Genomic DNA, 26,834 nt, shown 5'->3' with positions numbered 1-26,834 from the left:
TGCGTTTTTTTTATTTGTTTAGTTTCCGCTGCCGTCTTTTTTTTCTTTCATAAATTACTTCTGTAATCTTGCCGCCCATCCAGGCAAAAGGAAAGAAGGTAAGGAAGATTAAAATTTTATAAAAGGTTGGATGGTACGGGAAAATAATGATATCCAGCATAGCCATAAACAGCAAGATAAAACCTATCAAAATGGCATAAGCCACTTTTGCGTATTTTACAATAATTGCAGTAACAACACCTCCTACGGTCGCCGCAATGCCTGAAGAAATTAATAAGGCTACAAAAAAATAAGGTTTGTGCTCCATTGATTTCAACAGCGTTTCCCATCTTTGAAAAGGGGCATATTCATCATAGGTAATCCACGATGAGTTCAGCCTTATTCCCAGTGAAATAAGAATTGCTGCCACAGCCAGGCCTGTGAGAACTGCAAATGTATTTCTTAGAAAGTTCATTTAAAATTGATGTGCGATCATAGAGATTTCGATGTCTACATTTCTCGGTAAACAGGATACCTGAACTGTTTCTCTTGCCGGGTAACTTTCCGCATTAAGGTAAGAGGCATAGATGTCATTCATCACTGCGAAATCATCCATGTTTTTCAGGAAAATAGTTGCTTTCACCACGTTATCGAAGGTGAGTCCTGCTTCTGTAAGAATCGCTTCTAAATTTTTCATCACCTGATGAGTCGCTTTGTCTATGTCTTCTTCTATTTTGCCAGTTTCTGAATTAAAGGGAATCTGCCCGGAAATATAAAGGATTCCGTTCACCAAATTCGCTTGTGCATAAGATCCAATAGCAGCTGGAGCTTTCGAAGTAGAGATGATCTTTTTCATAAGTAGGTAGTTTTTTTTAAGGTCATATGGAATCGCCTCTCTCTATTTGTGTTTGTTTACAGTATTTGATAATGGCAATTTCATAGGATTGATTTTTGGCAAATATAAAACTAAAGTTTAATTCTTTAAAATTTAAAATGGCGCGTTGGGTTGGGTGAAACTTCGGTCCTTATATTTCACTGCATCACGCAGAATGTTGGCTTTAATTCCGATAAAGAAATCATACACTTTGTACTGTCCATAAGGAATCCAGTTAAAGTTGATGGTAAAACTTCTTTGGTCACGTGAGAATCCTAACTGCGTGGTCGCGATTTCTTTGGTGACAATATCGTAATATAAGTTTCCTGTGATATTCCAAAAAGGCGTTAATTTAATGCTGCCATCCAGCCCTAATGACGCTACATTATTTCCGAATCGGGTTAAGCTTCGGGTGTAACCATACTGTGCATTTATATTTAAAGTCCAGGGTTGCTTAAACCTCGCGTAATGATCTTCATCGAAATAATAATCTTCATTCCGTATTTCTCCTTTAGTTTTATACTTCTTCGCAAGGTCTTCTTTTTCACCAAAGATGGCTTCACTCAATGGATAAGAAAGCTGTGCATTGAAACCCTGTACGCTGAAATGTCCGAAGTTTTCTGTCCTGATGCCGGTTTCACTTCCTGGGGCAAATATAATCTGATAAGGCTCCAGAGTTAAGTTGGTGTTCAGATTCAATTTTTCAAATAAGGTGGTTTGTCCGCTGAAACTAAACAGCGACCATTTATGATTTGGTGCCGCGAAATTGTAATTGGTATTGAAATTTAAACTTTCAAAAATTTTCAGCTTCTTCGTTCCGGTAGAATCCTTTTTAGACTTTACTTTCATCTCTAAATTATTATTGACCGAAAAACTTAACGCCTGTACCAAACCTGAATTAGGTGAACCGATAATTCCTCGGTCAAAAATAGAGTAGGGCGTCATTTCCCCACGGTCATTATAATAATTTTTATAATATCCGAAACTGGCCGCGGAAAAATCCGGCGAATAACTGAAGCCGATCTGTGGCGTCATCATGTGACGAATCGCCTGAATGGATGAATTCTTTTTGAAATTTAACATTCCATACAGAACGGTCTGTAAACTCGTGCTGGTGGAGAACGAAGAATAGCCTGCGATTTTATTGTTTAACAGATCCTCCACTTTATTGGTGAGCGGATTGTAATTTCTGGTCAGTGTTTTGGTGGTTAAAGCATTATCTACATTAGCAGAAACCGAGAACGTGAAAAATTTAGCAATAGTGGTATTGGTTCCTAAAGCAATATTGTTTCTGAGTCCGGTTTGCATTTTATCCCACATGGCTTTGGTAAAAAGCTCGCCCTCATTTGTCTGGACGTAATTGTTAAGGTTCAGTCCTGTATTTACCGTAATGTTTTCTAATAAACCCTGTCTGATTCCCGTCTTTGGTTTGAATAAATAAAACTGGTTGATCGCCACATTCATGAGCGGCAGTTTTAAATCTGATAATCCGGTCGAGAAATTCTGAGAATAAGAAGAAGTTCCTGTAATGGTGACCGGTAAAGTCAGGAATCTTTTAACAATACTGACTGATGAATTCTGTTGCGCGTTGAGGTTGTTTTGATTAAAGGCGTAATTATTATTTACGGTATTATTATAGAACTTGTTGCTCACCACATCCACAGATGCCGAGAAAGTAAGAAACGGATTGGCTTTGGAATCCTGCTGGTGCCGCCACGCAATCCGGTACGTTCCGGTTTTGGAATAATCGGCGAGACCCTTTATTCCACGTACAGTTGTTCCCATATCTGCAGAAAAATTCCCCGTGTATTTGTAGTTCTTTTTATAATTGATTTCCGGTTTTAAATTCCAGCTTCCTTTGGTGTAGAGGTCGGCCAGAATTTTGAAATCAAAATGTTCCCCGATTGGCTGATAATAGCCCAGAGAATTCAGGAAAAATCCAACATCTTCTCTTTCACCAAAACTTGGAATTAAAATCCCTGCGCTTCTTTTATCCGAAAAAGGTAAAATCGCAAAGGGCATAATCAAAGGCGTAGGAACCTGTTCGATATACATCTGAATCGGTCCGGTAATTACCTGCGATTTATTTTTTCCTTTAATTAATTTAATGTTGGGAGCGAGCAAATAGTAATCCGCAATCGTATCTTTTTTCTTAATGAAATATTCGTCGGTGGTGTATTTCCCTCTTTTCATAAAGAAGACCGAGTCGTTATATTTCTTTGTTTTTTCGGCAACGATTACCCCTTCGCTTTCCTCAGTCCGGGCATTGAAGGCGATTGCCTGGCGGGTTTTGATGTTGTAGGTGAATTCGTCGTATTCGTAAGTTTTGCCTCCCTGAATGGCAACTGCTGGTTTTGTAATTTTCCCCAAAGAATCCAGCTCTCCTCTTGCAAAGACCAGCGATTTGTCCCAGTCAATCGAGATGTAATCGGCATCGATGGTCATGTCCTGGTATTTCACCTGCGCATTTTTGTTCAGATAGGTCATCTTTTTTGGGATGTCGTTTCTGGTGCGGTCGGCCTTTGTTTTCACCACTGCCTGCAACTGTTCTTTCTTTAGAATAACCGTATCAGATTTGGGTACAGTCTTATCAACTATCTTATTTCCAGTCAAATTTTGAGCAGGCAGATGTGCTAAAAAATTGTTAAAAATTAGGATAATTAAAACGAGAGGTATATTTTTGAAGCCAGTTTTGACCAAAGTGCTTTTATTCTATTATATATTATATATTGCCGTCAAAATTAATATAAATTTTAAAATTTACCGATGATTACTGATAGTTTTTCTTTTAAAAAATATTTATTCCTTTTTTTCTCTTTGATATTCATTCTTCCCAACGCTCAAAAAAAGTTCACGATTGTCCTGGATGCGGGGCATGGTGGCTCTGATCATGGGGCAAACAGGTATTACAGTGAAGTTGGAACTTTACGGGAAAAAGATGTTACCCTGGCTGTGGTATTAAAATTAGGGCGTATGCTCGAAAAAAACAAAGATTTTAAAATCATATACACCCGGAAAATAGATGAATTTCCGTCGTTGACCGATCGGACTACCTTAGCGAACCGCAGTAAAGCAGATTTATTCGTCTCGGTTCACTGCAATGCAAGTACTAAAACTTCTCCATACGGAACCGAAACCTTTGTGCAGGGTCCAGATCAGAATAAAACAAATCTTGAAGTGGCCAAAGCAGAAAATGATGTGATTTTCCTGGATGAAAAAGACCGCGAGACCTTTGCTTCGTATGATCCGAAATCTCCTGAATCTTTAATTGCGCTTAAAATCCAACAAAGTAAATATTTAGAAAGCAGCCTTCTATTTGGCAGTTTCGTAGAAGGGAATTTTGAAAAAAAGGATCAACGGTTTTCGCGGGGAGTAAAACAACAGAATCTACACGTGTTAAGGTTAAACGCGATGCCTTCTGTTTTAATTGAAACCGGTTTTATCAGTAATTATGACGAAGGAATGTATTTGGCCTCGGATAAGGGTCAAAATGAAATTGCTGAAAGTATTTATGATGCTATTGTAAGTTATAAAAAAGCGATTGAAAGAAATGGAAGCATTGTAAATGTGCCCAAACAACCAGAGAAACCGGCAGAAGTCGCTTTGAAAAATGATTTCAGAATTTTATTGATGTCATCGCCGATGAAGTACAACAGCAGTGATCCGGCTTTAAAAGGTCTGAATTACGTTCTTACGATCAAAGATAATGATTTGTATAAGTATTATTATAGCGTCACAAATCTAGCGTCTGTAAGAGATAGTAATTTAAAAACCGTGAAAGATGCGGGATTTAAGAATGCTGTGCCGATATCATTTATACCCAATCAGAAATTAGGCATTGGTTATTATACTTTAGAAGTTGCGGTGAGTGATCAGAAATTGAGTGCTAATTCTGCGGTGCTCAATACCTTGAAAGACGTGATCCGAACCAAGGAAAACGGCAAGTTCTACTATACTTACGGCAAGTTTTCCAGCTTAGAAGAAGCGGTGAAAGTGCAGAATGATCTGGAGGGAAAAGGAATTAATAATTCGGTGATTCAAAAAATTTCAAGATAATTTTGAAAAAGTGTTGCAGGATTAAAAACTAATTTCTATTTTTGCAGTCCTCAAAGCAAAGGCCTATTCGTCTAGTGGTAAGGACTCAAGATTTTCAGTCTTGCAACAGGGGTTCGATTCCCTTATAGGCTACTAAAGATGAAAGTTTTTGAAAAGTTTATTAAAAAAGATTTTGTAATTAAAAAAAGATTATTATCTTTGCACCCAAGTTTTAAGAAGATATGGCAAATCATAAATCAGCTCTGAAAAGAATCAGACAAAGCGAAAAAAGAAGAGTAATAAACAGATATTACCACAAGACTGCTAGAACAGTTTTGAAAGTATTGAGAAATGAAGAAGATAAAGCTGCCGCTACGTTACAGTTGCCATCAGTAATCTCTTTGTTAGACAAGTTGGTGAAGAAAAACATCATCCACAAAAACAAGGCAGCCAACCTTAAAAGTAAGTTGACTAAGCACGTTAATAAATTAGCGTAATTATATAAAAAACAAAGACGCACTGGCCCGTTCGTCTATCGGTTAGGACCTCAGGTTTTCATCCTGGTAAGAGGGGTTCGACTCCCCTACGGGCTACCAAGCTTCCGAAATTAATTTTTCGGAAGTTTTTTTATGGTCTATTTTGAGGGTTTGAGTTGAAGAAAAGTCATAGAGTTTCCTTTAAAACTTAACATGATAATCAATGGTATTCTATTCCTGTATAGTATGCTTTAAACCGTTCCACAAAAAACTCCTGCATCAACTGCAGAAGTTTTATTTATTTTGATCAATGAGAGTATGCATAGAATTACTGTTTCATTTCACTAGCGGTAAAATTCTTCTCTTTCAATGATTCCTGATACAGTTTTTCTGCACTCCATTTTGCATGGCGGGACGGTACGATTTTAAATCCTTTGTTCTGGGAGTACACTTTGGTGAATTCTGCGCCAAAAAAGATGAGCATACAGGAGTAATTAATCCACATCATAATTAAAACGATTGTACCTGCGGTCCCGAAAACGGAAGTTGGTTTCAGTTCTGAAAAGTAAAGACTGAGCAAAAATTTCCCGATGGTAAAAAGAACCGCCGTAAGAAATGCGCCCGGCCAAACTGCTTTCCATGAAATTTCTGCATCCGGAAGAACTTTAAACATAAAAGCGAAAACCAGGATGACCAGGATAAATCCAGACAAATAATTCACCGTCTCCATTAAAACATAGGTTTCAAATCCTAACCGAAACATGATGAAATTATTCAGCAAGCTGATCAGGGAAGAAAGAACCATCGTAATCATTAATAAAAAACCAATCACGATAATCATTCCCAGAGAATTGGCGCGGTCGAGTAAAAATTTGATAATGGCTTTTTTCGGTGCTGCTTCTACATCCCAAAGTTTATTTAAGGATTTTTGAAGCTGAAAGAAAACGGTCGTTCCACCGTAAATGAGGGAAGCGACTCCCAGTGCTTTCATGAAGATATTCTGCCGGTCTATCAAGGCTCCTGCAACCATATCCTCGATGCTTTGGGCGGCATCCTGTCCCATCACACTGTTGATTTGGTGGCTGATTTCACCACGAATGGCTTCTTCCCCGAAAAAGTTTCCGGCAATCCAAATAATGATGATCAATAATCCCGGAATCGAAAAAATCGCATAATAGGCTAAACTTGCAGCGTCTTTACCCGCCGGCGAATTATTCCATTCGGTGAAGGTTTCCATTAAAGTCTTCCAGAAAAAAGTTAACTTCTTCATAACATTATCTTTTTTTAGAGTAAAACACTTATTTTTTTAACCATAGAGTTACCAAAGAATACTTCAAAAAGTAATGTGGTCCAGCTTTTTTCATTAAATTATCAGAAAGGATAACCAATTGCTATATTCAAAATCAAATTGTCTTTTCTCCAGGCGCTGCTTCCAAAATCAATTTTATCAAAAGTCCAGCGGTCGCCTTCATCATAATAAGGAATGCGGAGTGGCATGGTCAAATCGAGTCTTAAAATCAAGATTGAAAAGTCAAGTCTTAATCCAACGCCGGCACCAACTGCGATTTCTTTTACAAAATCTTTAGAAAATTTCCCACCAGGACGGGTAAGATCTTCATTCACGAGCCAGACATTTCCAGCATCAGCGAATACGGCGGCATTCAGAAATTTATAAATATTCGCCCGGTATTCTGCATTCAGTTCTAATTTAATGTCTCCAGACTGATCAAAAAAGAAAGACGCATTTTGAGTTCTTGGATCATAACTTCCCGGCCCTAAAGTTCGGGCACGAAAGGCACGGATACTATTGCTTCCGCCCACAAAGAACTGTTTTACGTAAGGCATTGTAATTGAATTTCCATAAGGATATCCAATGCCCGCAATAAATCGGGTAGCGATGGTACTTTTATTATTAATTTTTCGATAATATCTGAAATCATGTTCCATCTTCGCATATTGACTGAAAGGAATGTTGAATAATTCTTTTTCTTTTCCTGCTTTTGCATCGGCGCCAGTCACTAAACCGGTGATTGTTCCTGCCAAATCCGCACTTCCTTTATAATAGAAAGTGTTCTTTTTCGGAAGCATCGTATTGGTATAGGTGTAACTGTAAGTGGGACCAAAAATCAATTGTTTGTCAATCACTCTTTGAAGTGAAGGATTTGCGATAATCTCGTTTGCCGGATTTCCATTGATCTGTTCCAAATACTTCTCTGTTACCTTTTGTGGGGCGACAACAGTTACATCCAAAATTTTTAATTCATGTTCCTTTCTTTCGTTTTCTTTCCAAAGATATCCGTATGAAGTCGTGAAACTGTGCAAAGTATACAATTGAGTTCGGCTCAGATATTCATAACCGATATTGATGTTCGTTCTCGGAACATAAGCACTTGAAGAATGAAATTTAAAAGGCGCTACAATTCTCGGAATAGAAAGTTGCGCATTGGCACCGACTCTGACAATATTGTTCGCATCTTTTGGACCGCCGACCTGAATATCTGCTGCGCCATAAATGGCGGCTTTTAGCTGTTCTGCGCCACGGAAAAAATTCCGGTGAGTCCAGTTCAGATTGACTTCTCCACCGGTATAATTGGCGGAATTGGTTTTTCCTAAAGTTTCTAAACGCAACGACTGAAACGGTCTCGGTGTCAAAAGATAATACGCATCAAATTGATGATTTAATGAATCTGAAACGATAAACTCATTTTTTACAAACTTAAAAACGCCTAAACTGATCAGTCGGTTCAATGAAAGATTATGGTCTGTTCGGTTGTACAGATCTCCTTTGTCAAAATAAAGCGTACGGTCGAAAATTTTCGGTTTGAATTTGTTTTTAGGATCGATGATGTGAATGTTGTTGTACATTTCTACAGAATCGGTATTATAAGGGATTCCGTATTTTCCCAGTTTTACGTCTCTAATATCATAATCTGCAAAAACGATGGTTTTGTCTATCGTGAACTGGTCTTTTGCCAATGCCGGAGTATTGTTTTTCAGTTTTACGAAAAGTTCAACTTCTGGTTTTTTGGTCACGGTACTGTCTGCCTGAACGATAATGTTATCAGGACTGAAATAATAAAAACCACGGTTTTTTAAATGGGCATTAATTCTTTCACGTTCTGCTTTGATTACGGCTAAATCGAAAGGGTTTCCTGCTTTCAGAAAAGTTTTATCCTTTACCGACTGGATTTCTTTGTTAATTTCAGTAGAATCTCCCGGAAAATTAACCTTGCTGATCAAATATCTTGCACCAGGTTTTAAGGTGTAAATAACCTGCGCTTTTTTATTTTTAGAAATGGTGTCTGATGATGCTTTTGCATTAAAAAAACCTTTGTTTTCAGAATAATTTACGACGATTTTTTTATTGAATTCCCGATCGACATCACCTAGCAAAACTGGTTTTTCTCCGATTTTATATTTCAGCCAGTAACCAATTCCTTTTTGCTTTTTAGGCTCTTTAGTGATATTATAAATATAAAGTTTAGGCCTTAAACCCAAAAAAGAAGAATTCGGTTTCGGGCGAAGTTGCTCCTGAAGTGCTTCTTTTAAATTTGATTTTTCTTTTTTTGAGAGCGTATCATTTTTAATGTTGATTTTCGCGCCGGTGTATAATAGTTGACCTTCCTGCAGAAATTTAGTATTGCTACAGGATGAAATTAGGAATGCCAAAGAAAGTGTCGTAACTATTTTATAATAAGAGCTGTTCAGTTTTATCATTATTTTGAAGACGTATTTTGTTTTCGGTAATTTTTATTTTTCCTGGAACGTTCGAATATTTCCCTGAATTTATCGTAATCTAAAGTGATGATAAATCCGACTCCGGTTTCGATAATCTGACCTTGCAAGGCGACCTGATAATCGTTTTTCCGGTATGCCCTCAACATGTATCTGCCGTTTTTAGAAAGACTGTAATCCAAAGTAATATCGCCTGCGATATTGGTCATCTGTTCATTTTGTCTGGCATCACCTTCCAAAGCGAAATTGTTTCCCACGGTCACTTTCAGGCGGTCATCAAATAATCTTTTCGTCAGACCAACATTCAGATCGGTTCTTTCATTTTTATTACCGCTGGAATAATCTTCTGTAGATTCCAAATCAAAATTCAATTCTACACCACCAATTAAATCAGAAGCCAAATTATTCAGCTGATCCGATAAAATACGGCTCACACTTTGTTTCGCTAAAGTAGAAGCCGATAAACCGGTTTCACTTTGGAAAGGATTTTCACCCACGAATCTGTTTAAAAGAAGCAAGGCAAAAACCTGTTTATTCATTTCAGATTCCTCGCGCCGCAACTGATCCAGTTTCGCCGTTGTATTGTCAATCACTTCAGAAGAGACGGAATTGTTTTCCTTAGAAGTGGTGATGTCAAAAGTAATCACGGGTTTCAGCAATTCACCTTTCATGATCAATAAGGTGTTGAACGGTATTCTTTGCTTATACTGATTGAGTTCGCTGGCGGAAGCAGTCGTTAATTGCTGCTGCAATAAATCGAGTGGTGCCGCATCCGTTTTATATACCGCGGTAATGTCCAGATTCGCCGTCATCGGTTCGCCTGTCCAGGTAATGGTGCTTCCTTTTTCGATTTCAAATTTTCTTTTCAGTAAACTTACCGACATTTCGTACGCTCCTTTTTCAACCTGGTAAATGCCGACTAAAGTTGTTTTTCCCGAAGGATCGATGCCGCCCGTTAGCTGTGCTTCTCCCTGAAGTTTTACAAAATCACCGTTTGCCTGATCGATAATTAAAGAGATTTTCGCGTCTTTAACGACCTCGATATTCACGTTCACGTCCATTCCTTTAAATTTGCTTTGGTCGGTTAGCGAATCTGCTTTAATGGTTTTCTGCAACGCGATTTGATCCTGATCAATAAACTCTACAATGCCTTCGCGATCCTGTAAAGCTGGCGAAGATTGCGGTAAAACAAAAGTGAAATCTGTTTTATCGGTCACTTTTAAATTTCCGTCAACCTTTGGTAAATCCAAATCTCCACGGATTTTTAAATCGGCATTCATCGCGAGAACGCCGTACATCATTTTATCGTTATTTTTTTCAGAATCTACCACTTTAAAGTTTCTTGCATTCACGTCTAAATTAAAGGCAAAATCTGTATACGTTTTGGTAAGCACTGATCCATCAATGACAATTGCATTTCCGGATTCATCTTTAATTTTAAAGTCATTAAAATCAATTCCGCGATTCGTGAATTTGATTTCATCATTAATGTTTTTAAAATTACTGCCCAATTGGGTGAGACCTAAACCGACATTATTAAATTTAATACCGCCCAAAATATTTGGTTTGTCGGTTTTACCACTTATTTTTAAATTTCCGGAAAGATAACCTTCAGCCTTTTCAATAGCATTCATTGAAAATCCCTGAACCGTTTTCATTTGAAGTTGATTCATGTTGAGGTTCATATCCAAAATGCTGGATTTGGTGTTGAAAGTTCCTTCGAGTTTTAGATCATTGTCAAAGCCGGACAGTGAGATATCTGCACGAATTAAGTCTGCAGATTGGTTATTGGCTTTAATTTCTAAATTTCCAGCCGGACTACCGTAAACATATAAATCAGTCACATCAATATCTGATGTAAAAGTCATATTATTTTGCAAGTCGCGGATTTGCGCAGTTCCATTAATATTCCCTTTTGCCAGAAGCGAATCTTTTTTAATGAGTTCCGTTATCGTTTCAATCTTGAAATTTTTAATGTCAATATTGAGCGGACTGTTTGGGATATTGGTTTCCGATTGCACGCTGATTTCACTTCCGTTATTAGAAATTGTAAAATTATTGGCTAAGATTCCTTTGCTGCTTAACTGCAAATAATTATCCGGCGAAACCTGCCAATTATCGTAATTCAATGTTAAGCCATCAGGGTTTAAACTGATCTTGGTGAGGTCGCCCATCTTTTCAACATTTCCTGCAATCAGAAATTTAGTGGCATCTTTTTCATCTTTTGTAGAAGCGTTGTAGGTGATGAGATTGTCTTTAATGTCGCCATTTAAACTTAATTTCATTAAAGCAATTTTTTCATTTTTAAAGTCTGCCAGTTTCACATCATAAACCAAGGCGTCATTCAGATTATTAATGGTTAAAACGCCGCCGCTGATTTTATTGGCACCGTAAGTTACTTGCGGAATTTGTCCATTGACTTCTAACTTTCTGGAATCGGCATCGTAATTTCCAACCAAAGTGATCGGTTCAAATTCTGTTAATTCAGGAACAAATTTTCGAAGTAAATTATCATCTTTAATTTTAGCATTAAAAGTAAAAAACTGGTTAGGATCGATTTTTTCAACTTTCGTTCCCGGCTTTTGAAACTGATAATATTGGTTAATGGTGTTTTGCAACGAACCTAAAATTTGCGTCAATTTATATTTCCCTGTCAAATCGATGTCAGCAATTTGAGATTGAAGCGTAATTTGATTTTGATCTGCGGTGGAAACAGCTTTTAGAAAAACTTCCTGTAAAGCAAAAATATCTTTCGTATCAGAAATTGCAAAATTTTTCAAATTCAGATATCCGTTCGGCGCATCGGGATTTAAACTGGTGAAATCGCCGTCGATATCTCCGGCCAAAATCATTTGATCTTCGTAGAAACCGAGTTTATGTAAATCCAATTTTCGGATCGTTCCGTTCACTTTAATGGTGGGTTCTTTTTGCGTAAAATTACCGGAAGCCAATAATTTCAAGTCCGCATTTGGATCTTTAGAATCGAGGTTGACAACATAAGCGCCACGATTTACTTTTCCGTTCAGCGCCATATTCTGGTAAGTATAACCTTTGTAAGCGACCGATTTGATGTTTCCTGACAAATCAGCATTCGCTTTATTCGGATCGAAACCTTGTCCTTTCACCGCGATTTGTCCGGTAATGGAACCCAAATCTTTATTCTGAATAATCTTGCCGATTTGTAAATTTTGGAGGTTCGCCTGAACATCGTAGCGTTCCTGATTTTTCCATTTCATATCGACTGACGCACGAATTCCGGCGTTACCTAAAGTAGAAGTTATGACTAGATTTGTATTGACAATCTGAGTGGTTCCTTTCGCTTTTCCCGCAATTTTAAAATGAGAAGGCAGCGTAATATTATTTGGAATCGTATTTTTTGGAACTATATTATAAATAGTTTTTGCGGAAGATGAAAGTTCCCGAACTTGTAAATCATAATATAAATGATCAGGATTCATGGCATTTTTAATGGTTCCCGACGCCTGCACTTTTAATTGGTCGATTCCCGAAAGTTGCAGGTTTTGAATCAATAAATCATTAACTGTTCCTTTTAATCTGGCATCAATATTTAGAATCGCATTCGGATATTTATTGAACGGAACGGTATTTCTTAAAGTGGGAGCGAGCATTAAAATATCTGAAAAACCCACTTTTGATTTTTGAATATTGGCTGCAATTTTCACCGCGCCGGGATTGGCAGAAAGCTGTTCAATCGAATTATAATGCAGAACAAGTTCATCCCTCAAAACCGTCTTCGGAGTTTGCAGATACAGATCTTTCAAATAAGCCTGTTGATCTTCAAACACAAAATCGGTTGTGAATTTCTGAATATTCAAACCTCGGTTTTCTTTGATTTCTGCCGATTTTACCGTTCCGGCAAAAGTGCCGTCTTTCATTTTGAAATCAGAAAGATCGAGATCCATTTTAGAAAAATTCAGGTGATTGAAATCCATTCCCGATCTTGTTTTGGCGATCGCCGTGTTATCGTAAACCACTTTTACATCGTCTAAAACTAATTTATTTAATAGTAGCGCTAATGATTTTTCGTCAGTTGAGGTTGAAACTTTTTCTTCTTTTTTTGGACTGGCATTTTGAGCAGGCAGAAATAATTTGGCATTGATGTCTGCTCCTTTTAAATAAAGGTTTTCAATTCCGAAATTGCGGTGCTCTAAATCGAGTTGATTTATTTTTGTGCTTAATTCTTTGAAAATAACTTTCGCAAAAGTTTTGGTATTGTCGTCGCCATAATCAATATTGAAATTGGTGAGTTTAATTTTATTTAAACCTAACTTCAAAGGGCTTTGTTTTTGCAAAGAGTCAACTTTTTCTACGACTTTATTGGCAACTTCTTCTACTAAATCCTGTTTCAATTTCAATCGCAGTCCATCCATATTGATATCATTCACTGCGTAATTATTTTTTTCGAGATCGAAAGTTTTTACGCCCGTGTCGAATGATTTAAAGTAAAGATTAATATCATTTCGGGATTGATTATCAATAAATGAAATCCCAATATCTTTAAGTTTTATTTTATCCAAAGAAATAATAAACGGTTTCGAAGGCGTTTTTTCTTCATCTTTGGTAGCAAAAGCATCGATGATGTAATCGAAATTAAAAGTACCGTTTTCGTTGCGGACTACATTTGCTTTTACACCTTCTAAACTGACAGAAGTAATATCAGCCGTATTTTTGAGAAGTTTCGGAATATTTAACCCGACATCCAGTTTTCGGGCAAATAAAAGAGTGTCTACTTTTTGACCTTGTAAATACAGATTTTCCATCACCAAACTATTGGGAAAGCTGATGTAAACGCGGTCTAAAATCACTTTGGTTTTTATTTTTTTTTCCAGATAATTCACCAGTTTTCCTTTGGCAAAATTCTGAACAGAAGGGAATTGTAAACTGAAAACCAGGACCATCAATAACACCAGAAAAGAGGTGATGAAGATTCCGGTGTATTTTAAAATCCTACGATAAATATTCACAAATTAGAGTTTGAGGTGATTACAAAAATACATTTTTCTATAGGAGGGATAATCCACGAAACGTGCGATGCTCCTGTTTTACGAAAAATGGGGATGAACCAGTTTTTTTTGTAACAATTATTAAGCCTAAAAGCCTATATTTTCTGTAAAACCATATCTTTGTAAAAATTTCTACATGAGAATTTTAATATTGAACGGCCCTAATCTCAATCTTTTGGGAACCCGCGAACCGGAAATTTACGGAAGCGTTTCTATGGAACAATACCTCGAAAACTTAAAGCAAGAATTTCCGCAACATGAAATTCTCTATTATCAATCGAATATTGAAGGGGAAATTATCAACCGTCTGCAAGAAAATGATTTTGAGAGTCTGGTGATTAATCCCGGCGCATTTACCCATTATTCCTATGCGATCGCCGATTGCCTGAAAAATATTTCGCAACCGAAAATAGAAGTTCATATCAGTAATATTTACAAAAGAGAAGAGTTCCGCCAGAAATCCGTCACGGCTGCAAATGCGGATGGGATTTTAAGTGGTTTCGGAATGAAAGGATATCGATTGGCAATCTTGAGTTTGCATTAGGGGATTTCATTTTTTTCCCAAAAAGAATTCTCAGAAAATCATTTCTTAAACTATACCAACCTTTTCATCATTATTGCTGGCAGCTTGTCACCTAATTCTGATATTCCTCATACTCATTCCATTGTGATTCGTCGAAAGAATGGCTGTCTTCTGCGAGAAGTTCTGCCTCCCGATCCAGGTGCTCTGTCATCGTAAAAGTTACTTTGTCGCTCAACTGATCTTTTGCTAATTTGCGCGTCATCGCTTTATCAATCACCATAAATCTTTGCCCTAACCTTCTGGCAGCATAAGCCCGCATTCCGGTTGCTTTCAAAATATCAACGGCCATATCTACAGCGGTTCCTAACGTTTCACGGTAAATATTTTCTACACCGTTATTGATGAAATCGTATGCGTCAAGACGGTTTTTTGCTCGGACGTAAATTTTCAGTTGTGGAAAGTGTTCGCGCGCATATTCGAGAATAAATTTATTTTTTTCAGGACTGTCCAGACACAGAATTAAAAGGTCTGCAGTTTCTGCACCCGCGGAACGCAGAATTCCCGGCTTGGCGGCATCGCCAAAATATACTTTAAATCCTTTGGAACGGAGAAGGTTAATACGTTGCGGATCATTATCCAAAACAGTTGCACTAATTCCATTCACCCGTAACAGTCGCCCAACGGTACTGCCGAAATGCCCAAAACCTACGATAATGATTCTTTGTTGTTTAATCGGACCTTCCATTTCAGGCATTTCATTTTTTACATCGTGAATGCGGGGTTCAATGAACTTATCATTAATGAGTAAAAGAATAGGAGTTACACACATGGTAATCGCGGTGATTGCCATTAACTGTGCGTTGAGTTTTGGGTCAAATAAATAGAGTTTTGTAGAATAATTAATCAAGACAAAGGCAAACTCTCCAATTTGTGAAAGTCCAAAAGCGACCAATAGATTTTCATGAAGTTTTAATTTGAATAATTTTAAAACACCTACGAGCACAACAAATTTCACAATTAAAACAACAATAATTGTTGTGAAAATAAACATCGGATCTCCCATAATGACGTGGAAATTTATTGTAGATCCCACACTCACGAAAAATACGGCCAAAAGTAAACCTTTGAAAGGATCAATCTGGCTTTCAAGCTCATGCCGGAATTCGCTGGTTGCCAACATTACCCCGGCGATAAATGCCCCTAATGCCGGGCTTAATCCTACAGCATGCATTAACTCAGAAACGCCAATGACCAGGAAAAGGGAAGAGGCGGTAAGTAATTCATTCATTCCGGAACGGGAAACATACCGGAGGAACGGAACGAAAATATAACGTCCTAATATAATCAAAGCAACTACCCCTAAAATAATCGAAAACGGTTGCAGCCAGTCGGGGAGATATTGTAAAAGTAACTGGTTCTCGTCTGTATCTGATTTTTTAGCAATAACCGGCAAGAGCGCGATAATTGGGATTACAGCAATATCCTGAAAAAGAAGAATGGAGAAAGAGGCTTCACCAACATCAGTTCTGAAAATGTTTTTCTCTTTTAAAGTCTGCAAAACAATCGCTGTGGAAGATAAACTAAAACATAAGGCGGCCACCAATGCCTGATCCTTACGCCAATCTGCCAGGTAAAAAATCAAAAATAAAAGGGCAACGGTGATGGCCATTTGTCCTAATCCCATCCCGATTATTTTCTTTCGGATTTTCCAGAATTTTTTGGGTTCTATTTCCAGGCCAACCAGAAAAAGCAGCATGATTACACCGAATTCTGTGGCTTGCATAATGTCATTGGAGTCGTTACCGGTCAATTTTAAACCAAAAGGGCCAATGATTATTCCCCCCAATATATAACCAATCACCGCACTTAATCCCAGTTTCCGAACCAGTGGAACCATTACGATTGCAGCACCTAAAAAAATTAAGGCTGTTTGGGTTAATGAACTTTCATTCATGATGTTTCTAAAGTTTTTGTAATGTTATGACAGATTTTTTTTAACTGTTCTTCTTCCAAATCATCTGATTCGTAAACGGCAATGATTTCTTTTACCTCAATTCCTGTCACCTCTAAACATAATGCAAGCGGTCTCATCAATTCTTCAATAGTAGTTTTATACAATCCGTCTTTCTGGTAATTTTCTTCTTTTGCTCCAATCGTTACTATAATGATAGCGTCTTTATTCATCAGTGGATGATCATTTTCATCCTCAGCTTTCCAACTCATATCGAAAACTTCGTCAATCCAGAGGCGGAGCAGTGGTGGCAGGCCAAACCAAATTAAGGGAAAGTGAAAAACCAGCCGTTCATATTCTCTTATTCTTTTTCTTTCTTTGAAAGTCGCGATATGAAAATCCGGGTACTCTTCGTATAAATCTTTAAAAGTCAGTAGGTCAGAAGTCTCATACGCTTTGATAAGTTCAATATTCGTGGTCGAATATTCAAAATAAGGATGGGCAAATATGGCCAGCGTTTTTTTCACAATTTCAATTTTTATAAAAATAGTGAAAAAATAAAAAAAATCTCTATTTATTGAAGATAAACTTTATTATTTTTGAAAAATGAAGGTAATTAATGTGGTTTCGAAAGAGTCGGTTTCAGAGTTTCTGAACTTTCCAAAACTCCTTTTTAGGAAAGATAAAAATTATATCCGGCCTCTGGATCAGGACATTGAAAACGTATTTGATGCCAGGAAAAATAAATTTTTCCGATTCGGCGAGTGTATGCGTTTTCTCTTTAAAAATGATGATAATGAAACCGTCGGAAAAATTGCAGTTTTCATTAATAAAAAATACAAACAAGATCAGCCCACGGGTGGAATAGGCTTTTTTGACTGTATCGATCATCAGGAAACCGCGGATTTTATTTTTGATTTTGCAAAAGAATGGTTGCAGCAAAAAGGAATGGAAGCGATGGATGGACCGATCAATTTTGGGGAACGCGATAAATTTTGGGGCCTTTTGATCGAAGGGTTTTCAGAACCACTTTACGGGATGAATTATAATCCGCCATATTATCAGTCGCTTTTTGAAAATTATGGATTTAAGATATTTTTCAATCAATTATGTTTTGGCAGAAAAATTCATGATCCGGTTGGAGATGATTTTTTAGCAATGCATCAGAGAGTTTCGAAGAATAAAAAAATTAAGGCAAAACCCCTTCAGATCAAATTTTTGGAAAAGTTCGCGAAGGATTTTACGGAAGTTTACAATCAAGCGTGGGCAAATCATGGAGAAGGAAAGCAATTGACGGAAATACAAACGGTGAAAATGTTTAAAAGTTTAAAACCTGTTATCAATGAACATATTTCCTGGTTCGTCTATGAAAATGAAAAGCCCATCGCCATGTGGATGAATATTCCGGATTTGAACCAATGGATTAAATTCTTTAACGGAAAATTCGGATTTCTTCAGAAACTCGTATTCTTAATCATCAAGAAATTCAGAAAGAATAAAAAAATGGTAGGGCTGGTTTTCGGAATTATCCCGGAATGGCAGCGAAAAGGGATCGACGGATTTATGATTTGGGAAGGAACGAAACATTTTCGTGAAACCACCGCTTTTGAAGATTATGAAATGCAGTGGATTGGAGATTTCAATCCTAAAATGATTAAGATTGCCGAGAATCTGGAAACAAAAGTCACCAGAAAACTGGCGACTTACCGTTATCTTTTTGATGAAACTAAAGAATTTAAAAGACAGGAAACGGTCTAGCTTAACCTGTAAAAAAAAATCAGTTGAATTTCACATCACGGATACTCAGAAAATAAGTTACATTTCCTTTCCAGTGATTTTCTTCTGCAGTGAAGGCGATGTCGAAAGTTTTCTGTCTGAATTCATCCGCATATTTTCCTAACTTAAAACCTACGCATTCGATGTTTTTGCCGGTAGAATCTTGTTTGATGAAAAATTTAAGATGACTGTTTTCTTTCCCCATTGTTTTTACATAACCCGAAAGTTTTTGATTTTTTAGAACCAAAACAGGTTTCATATTATCCGGACCAAATGGTGCAAGTTTTCTGTGGAAATTAAAGAAATCTTTGTTCAGGTCATCAATTTCCACAACGGCGTCAATTTTTATGCTTGGTTCTTTCTGATGCTCCTGGATTTTCTCTGCAACTACTTTTTCGAATTTTTCTTTGAATAAATTTAATTTCTCCTTTTCCATAGAAAGTCCTGCAGCAGCTGGATGACCTCCGAATTTTAGAAATAAGTCAGAACATTCTTCCAGAGCATTGTGTACGTCAAAATCTGAAACCGAGCGGGCAGAAGCAACAATTTCGCCATTATTTCCATCTGCAAAAACAACCGTAGGTTTGTAGTAAGTCTCCGTTAATCTGGAGGCGACAATTCCGATCACGCCTTTGTTCCAATCGGCACCGTAAACGACGGTTGAAAAATTGGCGACCTGCCCGCTGGTTTCTACTTGTAACAGTGCTTCGGTGGTACTGCTCATGTCCATTTCCCGGCGGGAATCGTTTAAATTTACAATGTCATTTACGATTTGGGTTGCATGTTTCAGATTGTCGGAAACCATTAATTCCACTGCGGCTTTCCCGTGCGAGATCCGTCCGGCGGCATTGATTTTGGGAGCAATTTCGAAAACGATATTGGAGATTTCAAAAGTGGCGAGTTTATCTTCGGGAATTAGCATCCGCAGTCCCAGATTTCTGGACTTTCTTAATATTTTTAAACCTTGTTTTGCGAGAACCCGGTTTTCGCCCGACATTGAAACGATATCTGCCGCAATAGAAATCGCGAGCAAATCGGTCAATTCAAAAAGTTCGGCTTCAGGGATTTTATAAAGGGTGTTCAAACCCTGACAGAGTTTGAAACCTACGCCACAACCCGAAAGTTCTTTAAAAGGATATCGGCAGTCTTTCCTTTTCGGATCTAAAACTGCCACGGCATCAGGGATTTTTTCGCCCGGTAAATGATGGTCACAAATAATGAAATCAATTCCCAATTCTTTAGCATAATCTATTTTGTCGAGTGCTTTGATTCCGCAGTCAAGTGCTATGATGAGAGAGAAACCGTTTTCTTTAGCGTACTCGATTCCTGCTTCAGAAATACCGTAACCTTCAATATTTCGGTCCGGAATATAATAATCCAGGTATTTTTTCTCTACAATTTTACTGAGGTACAGATACATCAGAGCAACTGCGGTGGTCCCGTCAACATCATAATCGCCATAGACCATGATTTTTTCGCCGTTCTCGATCGCTGTTGCAATGCGGTCTACGGCCAATTGCATATCCTTCATCAGGAAAGGATTGTGGATGTCGTTGAGGTTGGGTTTGAAAAATTCTCTTGCTTTTTGATAATCATCGATGCCACGAAGGACGAGGATTTTGGATTCAAAAGTTCCAAATCCAAGAGACGAGCTTATTCCGTCGACAATATCCTCATCGGGTTCGGGTTTGTAAATCCATTTTTGACTCATAATCTCACAAAATTAGGGAAAAAAGTTGGATGCCGCGGTGGGACTCGAAAGAAAAAACCGCTCAATTTCTTGAACGGTTTGTTTTTAAATATACGGGAAAAGATATTCTAAGAATACATTTGCTGTTGTAATTCTTTCACTTTCTTATCTTCTAAATACTCATCGTAGGTCATCTCTCTATCAATAATTCCTTTCGGAGTTAACTCAATAATACGGTTACAGACCGTTTGCAACATTTCATGGTCATGAGAAGACAACAGAATATTTCCTTTAAAGCTAACCAAAGAGTTGTTTAAAGTGGTGATACTTTCCAAATCCAGGTGATTGGTCGGTTCATCCATCAAAAGGATATTGGCACGTTGCAACATCATTCTACTGAACATACATCTCATTTTTTCCCCTCCTGAAAGAACGGTACAGGATTTTAAGGCTTCGTCTCCGGAGAAAAGCATTTTCCCTAAAAATCCGCGCATATATTCTTCGTGACGCTCTTCATCATTCTTTGTAAATTGTCTTAGCCAATCAACCAAGTTGATGTTTTCCTGAAAGAAACTGGTATTGTCAAGTGGCATGTAAGATTGGTTCGTGGTAATTCCCCAATTGAATGTTCCTTTATCAGCTTCTGTATTTCCGCTTAAAACCTGGAAGAATTCGGTAATTGCCAGGGAGTTTTTAGAAATCACGGCTACCTTATCTCCTTTCTTTAAATTCAAATCGATTTTAGAGAAAAGTAATTCGCCATCTTTGGTTTTTTCTAAATCTTTAATTTCCAGAATTTGATCACCGGCTTCACGTTCTGTGTCAAAAATTATCGCAGGATAACGTCTGGATGAAGGTTTAATGTCTTCAATATTTAGTTTGTCGATCATCTTCTTACGAGCGGTTGCCTGTTTTGCTTTTGCTACGTTGGAAGAGAACCGGGCGATAAAGTCCTGCAATTCCTTTTTCTTTTCTTCGGCTTTTTTATTGGACTGCTGACGCTGTCTTGTCGCCAATTGCGATGCCTGGTACCAGAACGAGTAGTTTCCGGTATATAAATTAAGTTTAGAATAATCTAAATCTCCGATGTGTGTACAAACGGTATCCAGGAAGTGACGGTCGTGAGAAACTACAATTACCGTATTTTCGTAAGTTGATAAGAAATCTTCTAACCAGGCGATGGTTTCGATATCCAAGTCATTGGTTGGCTCATCCAGAATCAGAACATCTGGGTTTCCGAACAATGCCTGTGCAAGAAGCACTTTTACTTTGTTCTGGTTTTCCAGTTCTCCCATCATCTGATAGTGCATATCGTCTTTGATGCCGACATTAGAAAGCATCGTCATCGCGTCGGATTCAGAGTTCCAGCCGCCCATTTCGTCATAAATTACGCCAAGTTCACCCGCTTTAATTCCATCAGCATCAGAGAAATCTTCTTTTGCGTACAGCGCGTCCATCTCTTCTTTGATTTTGAACAATACTTTGTTCCCTCTTAAAACGGTGTCGAGCACGGTAAAATTATCGTAAGCAAAGTGATCTTGCTCTAATACAGACATTCTTTTCCCCGGTTCAAGAGAAATAGAGCCTGTTGTGGGATCTTGTTGTTTGGTTAGGATTTTCAGGAAAGTCGATTTACCGGCACCATTAGCACCAATAATTCCGTAGCAATTTCCTTTCGTAAACATAATATTTACCTCGTCAAAAAGTACTCTTTTTCCGAATTGTAAAGATAAATTAGATACTGTTAACATATAGTTTTGTAAATTTGATGCAAAATTACGAAAAGAAATCGGGTTTAATACATTGTTTAAAAAGTGTGAATTTAAACGCAGCGAAATTGATAATGACTGGCCCGATCTAAAATTCTAAAGTGTTATGTTAATATTTTATAAAATTTAACAGATTAAATAATATCAAATTTACCATCAAAATGAAAATTGAAAAATCAATTGCAATCTACAATAAAAGAGCACGCTTTGAATATGAGCTTTCTGAAGAAATAGAAGCAGGCATGGTACTTACGGGGACAGAGATTAAATCATTGCGGTCATCGAAAGCGAGTATCACCGAGTCCTTTTGTCAGTTTATTGATGGTGAATTGTATATCATAAATATGATGATTGATGAGTATAAATTGGGAACTTTTTATAACCATAAGACGAAAAGGGAACGGAAGTTGCTATTGCACAAAAGGGAGTTGCAAAAGTTTGAAAAGAAACTGAAAGATGCTGGTAATACGATAATTCCTTTAAAACTTTATATAAATGATAAAGGAAAAGCCAAGGTTCTTATTGCTCTCGGTCGTGGAAAAAAACTCTTTGATAAACGCGAAAGCATAAAAGAAAGAGAAAACAAGCGAAATCTCGACAGAATATTAAAGAAAAGTTAAAAAAAGACCAAAAATCTTTGTTTATGAAGAAAATTTATATTTATTTTGCATTATCAATTATTTAATCATTTAATTCTATGAAAAATCTAAAATTAGGAATTTCAGCATTGGCACTTACGATTGCCTCTACTGTTTTCGCTCAGACTACCAGCAACCCGTGGTTAATCGGGGTTGGTGCTCACGGAGTAAATCATGCTGCGGCAGGAGGAAGTGTGGGAAAAGTTTTCTCAACTGCTTTTGGCGGTAGTGATAACGGTCAGTTGTATAACATGAACAATTTTACAATTACACCTCCACTTTCAAAATTAACAGTTGCAAGAAACTTAAGCAAGTACTTTGTTCTTGACTGGCAAACCTCTGTGGGGAATGTTGACAACAAGAAAATCGGAATGGGGAAAGAATTTTTCCTAATGACTGGTTTAGGTCTTCAATTTAAATTCAATGGTCTTTGGAATGAAGATTCTTGGTTCGATCCATATTTGAGAGCTGGTGCCAATTATTTGAGACATGACTATACCGGACAAGCAAATGCGGTTGACAAAGATGGTAAAAACATCGGAGCTAATCATTTTGCTCTTGCTACTGGAATCGGATCTAATTTCTGGGTTACTAAAAGCTTCGGTTTAGGTGTTCAGGGAGATTACGTTTCTACGCCAGGAGATAAATCTAGTGTTGCTAACTTTTGGCAAGCTTCTGCATCTTTATTATTTAGATTCGGAAATACAGATAGAGATAAAGACGGAATTCCTGATAAAGATGACAGATGTCCTGATACTCCAGGTTTAGCGCAATTCCAAGGTTGTCCTGATACTGACGGAGACGGAATTCCAGATATCGATGACCAATGTCCAGATGTTGCAGGTCCAGTTGAAAACAACGGTTGTCCTTGGCCAGATACTGACGGAGATGGTGTTCTAGACAAAGATGACGCTTGTCCAGATGTTGCAGGTCCAGCAGAGAACAATGGTTGTCCTTGGCCAGATACTGACGGAGACGGAATCTTAGATAAAGATGACGCTTGTCCTACAGTTTTCGGACTTAAAGAATACAATGGTTGTCCTAAGCCTCAAACAGCTTATGCTGATGAAGCGACAGGAGCATTGAAAGGTATTTTCTTCAACTTTGATAAAGCGACTATTAGACCAGAGTCTAACGAAAGATTGAATCAAGCTGCAGAAATTATTAAATCTTCTAACGGTGGAACATTCCTTTTAACTGGTGAAACAGATAAAAAAGGTTCTGAAGCTTATAACTTGAAGTTATCTAGACAGAGAGCTGCTGCGGTAGTGAATGCTCTAGAAGCAAGAGGGGTTTCTGGAAACCAATTGAAATCTAAAGGTGTAGGTGAAGCTAACGCTACCGTTCCTGAAAACGCATCAGATGCTGAAAGAATGGCTGACAGAAAAGTAGTTGTTACTGCTGTTGACAGAGAAGCTTTTGAAGCAATGGACAAATCAGATTTACCAGTTGTTAAGAAAAAAACAGTTGTTAAAAAGGCTCCAGCTAAAAAGAAAAAATAATTAAATTATTTTTCTAAATAATAGACACCCTCGAATTTCGAGGGTGTTTTTTTGTAAACAAAATCGTATTTTTGTAATCATTAAAAATCAAATAATATGGGACGCGCATTTGAATATAGAAAAGCTTCTAAGATGGCCCGCTGGGATAAAATGGCCAAAACGTTTTCTAAAATTGGTAAAGATATCGCTCTTGCGGTAAAAGCAGCAGGGCCGGATCCTGATACTAATCCTGCATTAAGAAGATGCATCCAAAATGCTAAAGGTGCTAATATGCCCAAAGATAACGTGGAGCGTGCAATTAAAAAAGCAAGCGGCGCTGATGCGGAAAATTATGAAGAAATTACCTATGAAGGTTATGGACAGGGTGGAGTTGCTTTTTTTATAGACTGTACAACGAATAACCCTACGAGAACTGTCGCCAATGTTCGTGCAATATTCAATAAATTTGACGGGAATCTGGGCAAGAACGGAGAGTTGGCTTTCATCTTTGACCGCAAAGGGATTTTCTCTCTGGACCGTTCTTTAATTAAATTGGATTGGGATGATTTCGAAATGGAAATGATTGATGGCGGCGCAGAAGAAATAGAACAGGACGAAGATGAAGTTTTCATCACAACGGCGTTTGAAGATTTCGGATCGTTATCTCATAAATTAGACGAACTGGGTATTGAACCCAAAAGTGCGGAAATTCAAAGAATCCCAAATAACACCAAAGAAGTTTCGCAAGAACATTTTAAAATAAATATGAAAATGCTGGAGCGTTTCGAAGACGATGATGATGTACAGAACGTATTTCACAATATGGAAATTACAGATGAGTTAATGAATTCGCTTTAAGCAAAGGTTGCTAAAGAATTTCTTTTCACTATCTTTTATAGTCTTTTTTTAAACAACACAGACAAATTTTCCATCTTAGATTGGATTATAAAAAAAACCAAAACTAAATTAACAGTTTTGGTTTTTTTGTAATCGGTATTTTATCAACTTATTTCAACACATTAACTTCTAAAAAGCTGTCTCCATAAACTTTAATAAATGCTTTGGTATAATCTTCTTTTACTGCAAAATTTGGATTCTCTAAAAACTTCTGTGGATTAACTGCAAACAACGGAAACCACGTGCTTGAAATCTGAACCTGTATTTTATGTCCTTTTTTGAACGTATGCAGAACATCCTGCAATTTCACTTCTACTGCAGTTTTTTCATTGGGAACCAATGCTTCCCCTTTCTCTCTCGAATTTCTGAATCTTGCCGGCATAATTTCACTGCGAACCATTTGGTGATAATTGCCATAAACGACACCGTCCTTTTTTTCTTTCGGTACAAAATCCTGCGGATAAACATCGATTAATTTTACCACAAAATCAACGTCATTAGAAGTCGTTGAGAAATTAAGTTTTGCTAGAATCTCACCGGTCAATGTAAGATCGTCTGTCAAAATATCGGTTGTAAAAGTTAAGACATCCGGTCTTCCCACGGCAAAACGCTGATCTTCACTCATGTAATTTCTCGGAGTGAAACCATTGAAATCTTTTATATTTTCTGAGCTTACCACGGGATTTGCCGGATCGCTGTAATATTCTGAACTAGTATTGGAAGGATTGTTTTTAAAGGTTCGGTCTGTGAGATAGAAATTTATTTTCTCTGTATTCTTCGCCGGATAAGTACTGAATTCTTTCCATTCCATTTTCCCGGTGTCAAACATTGTTGCTTCCGGTAAACCTGCGTCAACTTTTGAATTTCCTTTTAAATAATGTTTAAAAAACGGAGTTTCTAATTTGGTTTGATAATAAGTCGCAATACTGTCTCCGAAATAAATGTCATTATGAAAGTGATGTCCGGCTTCCCTTGACCAGCCGCCATGTGAGAAAGGTCCCATCACAATTGTATTCTTCGCTTTTGGACTTGTTTTCTCGATTGTTTTATAAATATTCAAAGGGCCTGATAAATCTTCGGCATCGAGCCAGCCACCAACGGTCATCACGGCATGGTTGATATTTTTCAAATGTGGAAGTATGCTTCTCTTCTGCCAATAGTCGTCATAATTTGGATGATTCATAATTTCAGTCATAAAGAAATTATCATTATAGTATTTTTCATAACCATCTTTCAAAGTTCCCATGTCGCGGTAAAATTTTAATCCATCCTCAGAAGTCTGCTTTACGGAAGTATCCATATACCAGGCTTTATTTTCGGCTTTGGTTTTCTGAACTCCGAATACAGGAAATGTTCTGAAATAGCCAAGCATGAATTTTCCGTTATGAAGAAAATCATCATTCCAAAAATCAGAAATCGGCGCTTGCGGAGAAGATGCCACCAAAGCTGGATGTTCCGAAAGTGTTCCGGCAGCGGTATAAAATCCCGGATAAGAAGTTCCATATTGGCCTACTTTTCCATTATTGTTTTTAATGTTCTTTAGTAACCAGTCAATGGTATCGTAAGTATCTGTACTTTCATCGACATCTTTTTTGGTTTTATGTGCAACCTGAGGTGTCATATTGGTAAATGTTCCTTCACTCATATATCTTCCGCGAACATCCTGATAAACAAAGATGTACTGATCTTTCATTAAATATGGATTCGGACCAAGCGAAGATTTATATTCATTTTCACCATAAGGAGCGACACTATAGCAAGTTCGCTGCATCAGGAAAGGGTATTTCTGGGATTTAGAAATATCCTTTGGGATATAAACTGAAGTAAACAGTTTAACGCCGTCCCGCATCGGGATATAAACTTCTTTTTTGGTATAATGTTCTTTGACAAAACTATTGTCAGCTCTGTTTTGAGCTATTCCTAAGACAAAATAGAACGCAAAGAAAATCTGAAGGTATTTTTTCATGAAAATTATTTTTAACGAAT

General features: G+C 37.4%; 18 protein-coding genes and 2 tRNA genes. 9 read left to right on the top strand and 11 right to left on the bottom strand.

Annotated elements, in window-relative coordinates; genetic code table 11:
* Positions 1-10: 10 nt before the first annotated feature.
* From QGN23_RS08250 to QGN23_RS08240, 3 genes are all read right to left on the bottom strand, one after another.
* Complete coding sequence (locus QGN23_RS08250) at positions 11-454, bottom strand: hypothetical protein (protein WP_282903862.1); 444 nt, start codon at positions 452-454, stop codon at positions 11-13.
* Complete coding sequence (locus tag QGN23_RS08245) at positions 455-835, bottom strand: Rid family detoxifying hydrolase (protein WP_282903861.1); 381 nt, start codon at positions 833-835, stop codon at positions 455-457.
* Between the two features lie 132 nt (positions 836-967).
* Positions 968-3,553, bottom strand: a complete 2,586-nt coding sequence (locus tag QGN23_RS08240; protein ID WP_282903860.1) for a putative LPS assembly protein LptD — start codon at positions 3,551-3,553, stop codon at positions 968-970.
* Positions 3,554-3,619: 66 nt separating this feature from the next.
* On the opposite strand from QGN23_RS08240, the gene QGN23_RS08235 reads away from it, so the two are divergent.
* From QGN23_RS08235 to QGN23_RS08220, 4 genes are all read left to right on the top strand, one after another.
* Entirely contained in the window at positions 3,620-4,909 is a 1,290-nt protein-coding gene (locus tag QGN23_RS08235) for an N-acetylmuramoyl-L-alanine amidase family protein (protein WP_282903859.1), read from the top strand.
* A gap of 60 nt (positions 4,910-4,969) precedes the next feature.
* A tRNA-Glu gene (locus QGN23_RS08230) sits at positions 4,970-5,041 on the top strand.
* Positions 5,042-5,130: 89 nt separating this feature from the next.
* Positions 5,131-5,385, top strand: coding sequence for a 30S ribosomal protein S20 (gene rpsT / locus QGN23_RS08225; protein ID WP_133438901.1), 255 nt, complete (start codon positions 5,131-5,133; stop codon positions 5,383-5,385).
* Between the two features lie 24 nt (positions 5,386-5,409).
* Positions 5,410-5,484: transfer RNA gene (locus tag QGN23_RS08220), tRNA-Glu, on the top strand.
* Between the two features lie 208 nt (positions 5,485-5,692).
* On the opposite strand, the gene QGN23_RS08215 is transcribed toward QGN23_RS08220, so the two are convergent.
* The 3 genes from QGN23_RS08215 to QGN23_RS08205 form a co-directional block, all read right to left on the bottom strand.
* The gene (locus QGN23_RS08215) at positions 5,693-6,634 is read right to left on the bottom strand and encodes a YihY/virulence factor BrkB family protein (RefSeq protein ID WP_282903858.1); all 942 of its coding nucleotides are present in this window, start codon (positions 6,632-6,634) and stop codon (positions 5,693-5,695) included.
* Between the two features lie 101 nt (positions 6,635-6,735).
* Complete coding sequence (tamL, locus tag QGN23_RS08210) at positions 6,736-9,081, bottom strand: translocation and assembly module lipoprotein TamL (protein WP_282903857.1); 2,346 nt, start codon at positions 9,079-9,081, stop codon at positions 6,736-6,738.
* Positions 9,081-14,018, bottom strand: a complete 4,938-nt coding sequence (locus QGN23_RS08205; protein ID WP_396127353.1) for a translocation/assembly module TamB domain-containing protein — start codon at positions 14,016-14,018, stop codon at positions 9,081-9,083. The genes tamL and QGN23_RS08205 overlap by 1 nt, the downstream gene beginning before the upstream one ends.
* Before the next feature lie 241 nt (positions 14,019-14,259).
* Between QGN23_RS08205 and aroQ the strand changes: the two genes are divergently transcribed.
* A complete protein-coding gene (aroQ, locus tag QGN23_RS08200) occupies positions 14,260-14,667 on the top strand; it encodes a type II 3-dehydroquinate dehydratase (protein WP_282903855.1) in 408 nt (135 codons plus the stop codon).
* Between the two features lie 91 nt (positions 14,668-14,758).
* On the opposite strand, the gene QGN23_RS08195 is transcribed toward aroQ, so the two are convergent.
* Both QGN23_RS08195 and QGN23_RS08190 read right to left on the bottom strand, forming a co-directional pair.
* The gene (locus QGN23_RS08195) at positions 14,759-16,600 is read right to left on the bottom strand and encodes a monovalent cation:proton antiporter-2 (CPA2) family protein (protein ID WP_282903854.1); all 1,842 of its coding nucleotides are present in this window, start codon (positions 16,598-16,600) and stop codon (positions 14,759-14,761) included.
* Positions 16,597-17,124 carry an NAD(P)H-dependent oxidoreductase gene (locus tag QGN23_RS08190; RefSeq protein WP_282903853.1) on the bottom strand — a complete coding sequence of 176 codons (528 nt, stop codon included), beginning with the start codon at positions 17,122-17,124 and terminating at the stop codon, positions 16,597-16,599. The genes QGN23_RS08195 and QGN23_RS08190 overlap by 4 nt, the downstream gene beginning before the upstream one ends.
* A 79-nt stretch (positions 17,125-17,203) precedes the next feature.
* On the opposite strand from QGN23_RS08190, the gene QGN23_RS08185 reads away from it, so the two are divergent.
* Positions 17,204-18,355: a hypothetical protein gene (locus QGN23_RS08185; protein WP_282903852.1), complete on the top strand. Its 1,152-nt coding sequence runs from the start codon at positions 17,204-17,206 to the stop codon at positions 18,353-18,355.
* A gap of 19 nt (positions 18,356-18,374) precedes the next feature.
* On the opposite strand, the gene recJ is transcribed toward QGN23_RS08185, so the two are convergent.
* On the bottom strand, positions 18,375-20,084 hold the full coding sequence (recJ, locus tag QGN23_RS08180) for a single-stranded-DNA-specific exonuclease RecJ (protein WP_282903851.1): 1,710 nt from the start codon (positions 20,082-20,084) through the stop codon (positions 18,375-18,377).
* Between the two features lie 107 nt (positions 20,085-20,191).
* A complete protein-coding gene (locus tag QGN23_RS08175; RefSeq protein ID WP_282903850.1) occupies positions 20,192-21,814 on the bottom strand; it encodes an ABC-F family ATP-binding cassette domain-containing protein in 1,623 nt (540 codons plus the stop codon).
* A 179-nt stretch (positions 21,815-21,993) separates the two neighbouring features.
* On the opposite strand from QGN23_RS08175, the gene smpB reads away from it, so the two are divergent.
* From smpB to QGN23_RS08160, 3 genes are all read left to right on the top strand, one after another.
* A complete protein-coding gene (smpB, locus tag QGN23_RS08170; RefSeq protein WP_282903849.1) occupies positions 21,994-22,452 on the top strand; it encodes an SsrA-binding protein SmpB in 459 nt (152 codons plus the stop codon).
* A gap of 77 nt (positions 22,453-22,529) precedes the next feature.
* On the top strand, positions 22,530-23,972 hold the full coding sequence (locus QGN23_RS08165; RefSeq protein WP_282903848.1) for an OmpA family protein: 1,443 nt from the start codon (positions 22,530-22,532) through the stop codon (positions 23,970-23,972).
* 96 nt (positions 23,973-24,068) lie between these two features.
* Positions 24,069-24,809 carry a YebC/PmpR family DNA-binding transcriptional regulator gene (locus QGN23_RS08160; RefSeq protein ID WP_282903847.1) on the top strand — a complete coding sequence of 247 codons (741 nt, stop codon included), beginning with the start codon at positions 24,069-24,071 and terminating at the stop codon, positions 24,807-24,809.
* A gap of 148 nt (positions 24,810-24,957) precedes the next feature.
* On the opposite strand, the gene QGN23_RS08155 is transcribed toward QGN23_RS08160, so the two are convergent.
* Entirely contained in the window at positions 24,958-26,814 is a 1,857-nt protein-coding gene (locus QGN23_RS08155) for a CocE/NonD family hydrolase (RefSeq protein WP_282903846.1), read from the bottom strand.
* Positions 26,815-26,834 lie beyond the last annotated feature (20 nt).

It is taken from the genome of Chryseobacterium gotjawalense, from assembly GCF_030012525.1.
Classification (GTDB): domain Bacteria; phylum Bacteroidota; class Bacteroidia; order Flavobacteriales; family Weeksellaceae; genus Kaistella; species Kaistella gotjawalense.
The sequence above is the reverse complement of the archived record's forward strand: the minus strand, read 5'-3'. Positions and strand labels throughout refer to the sequence as shown.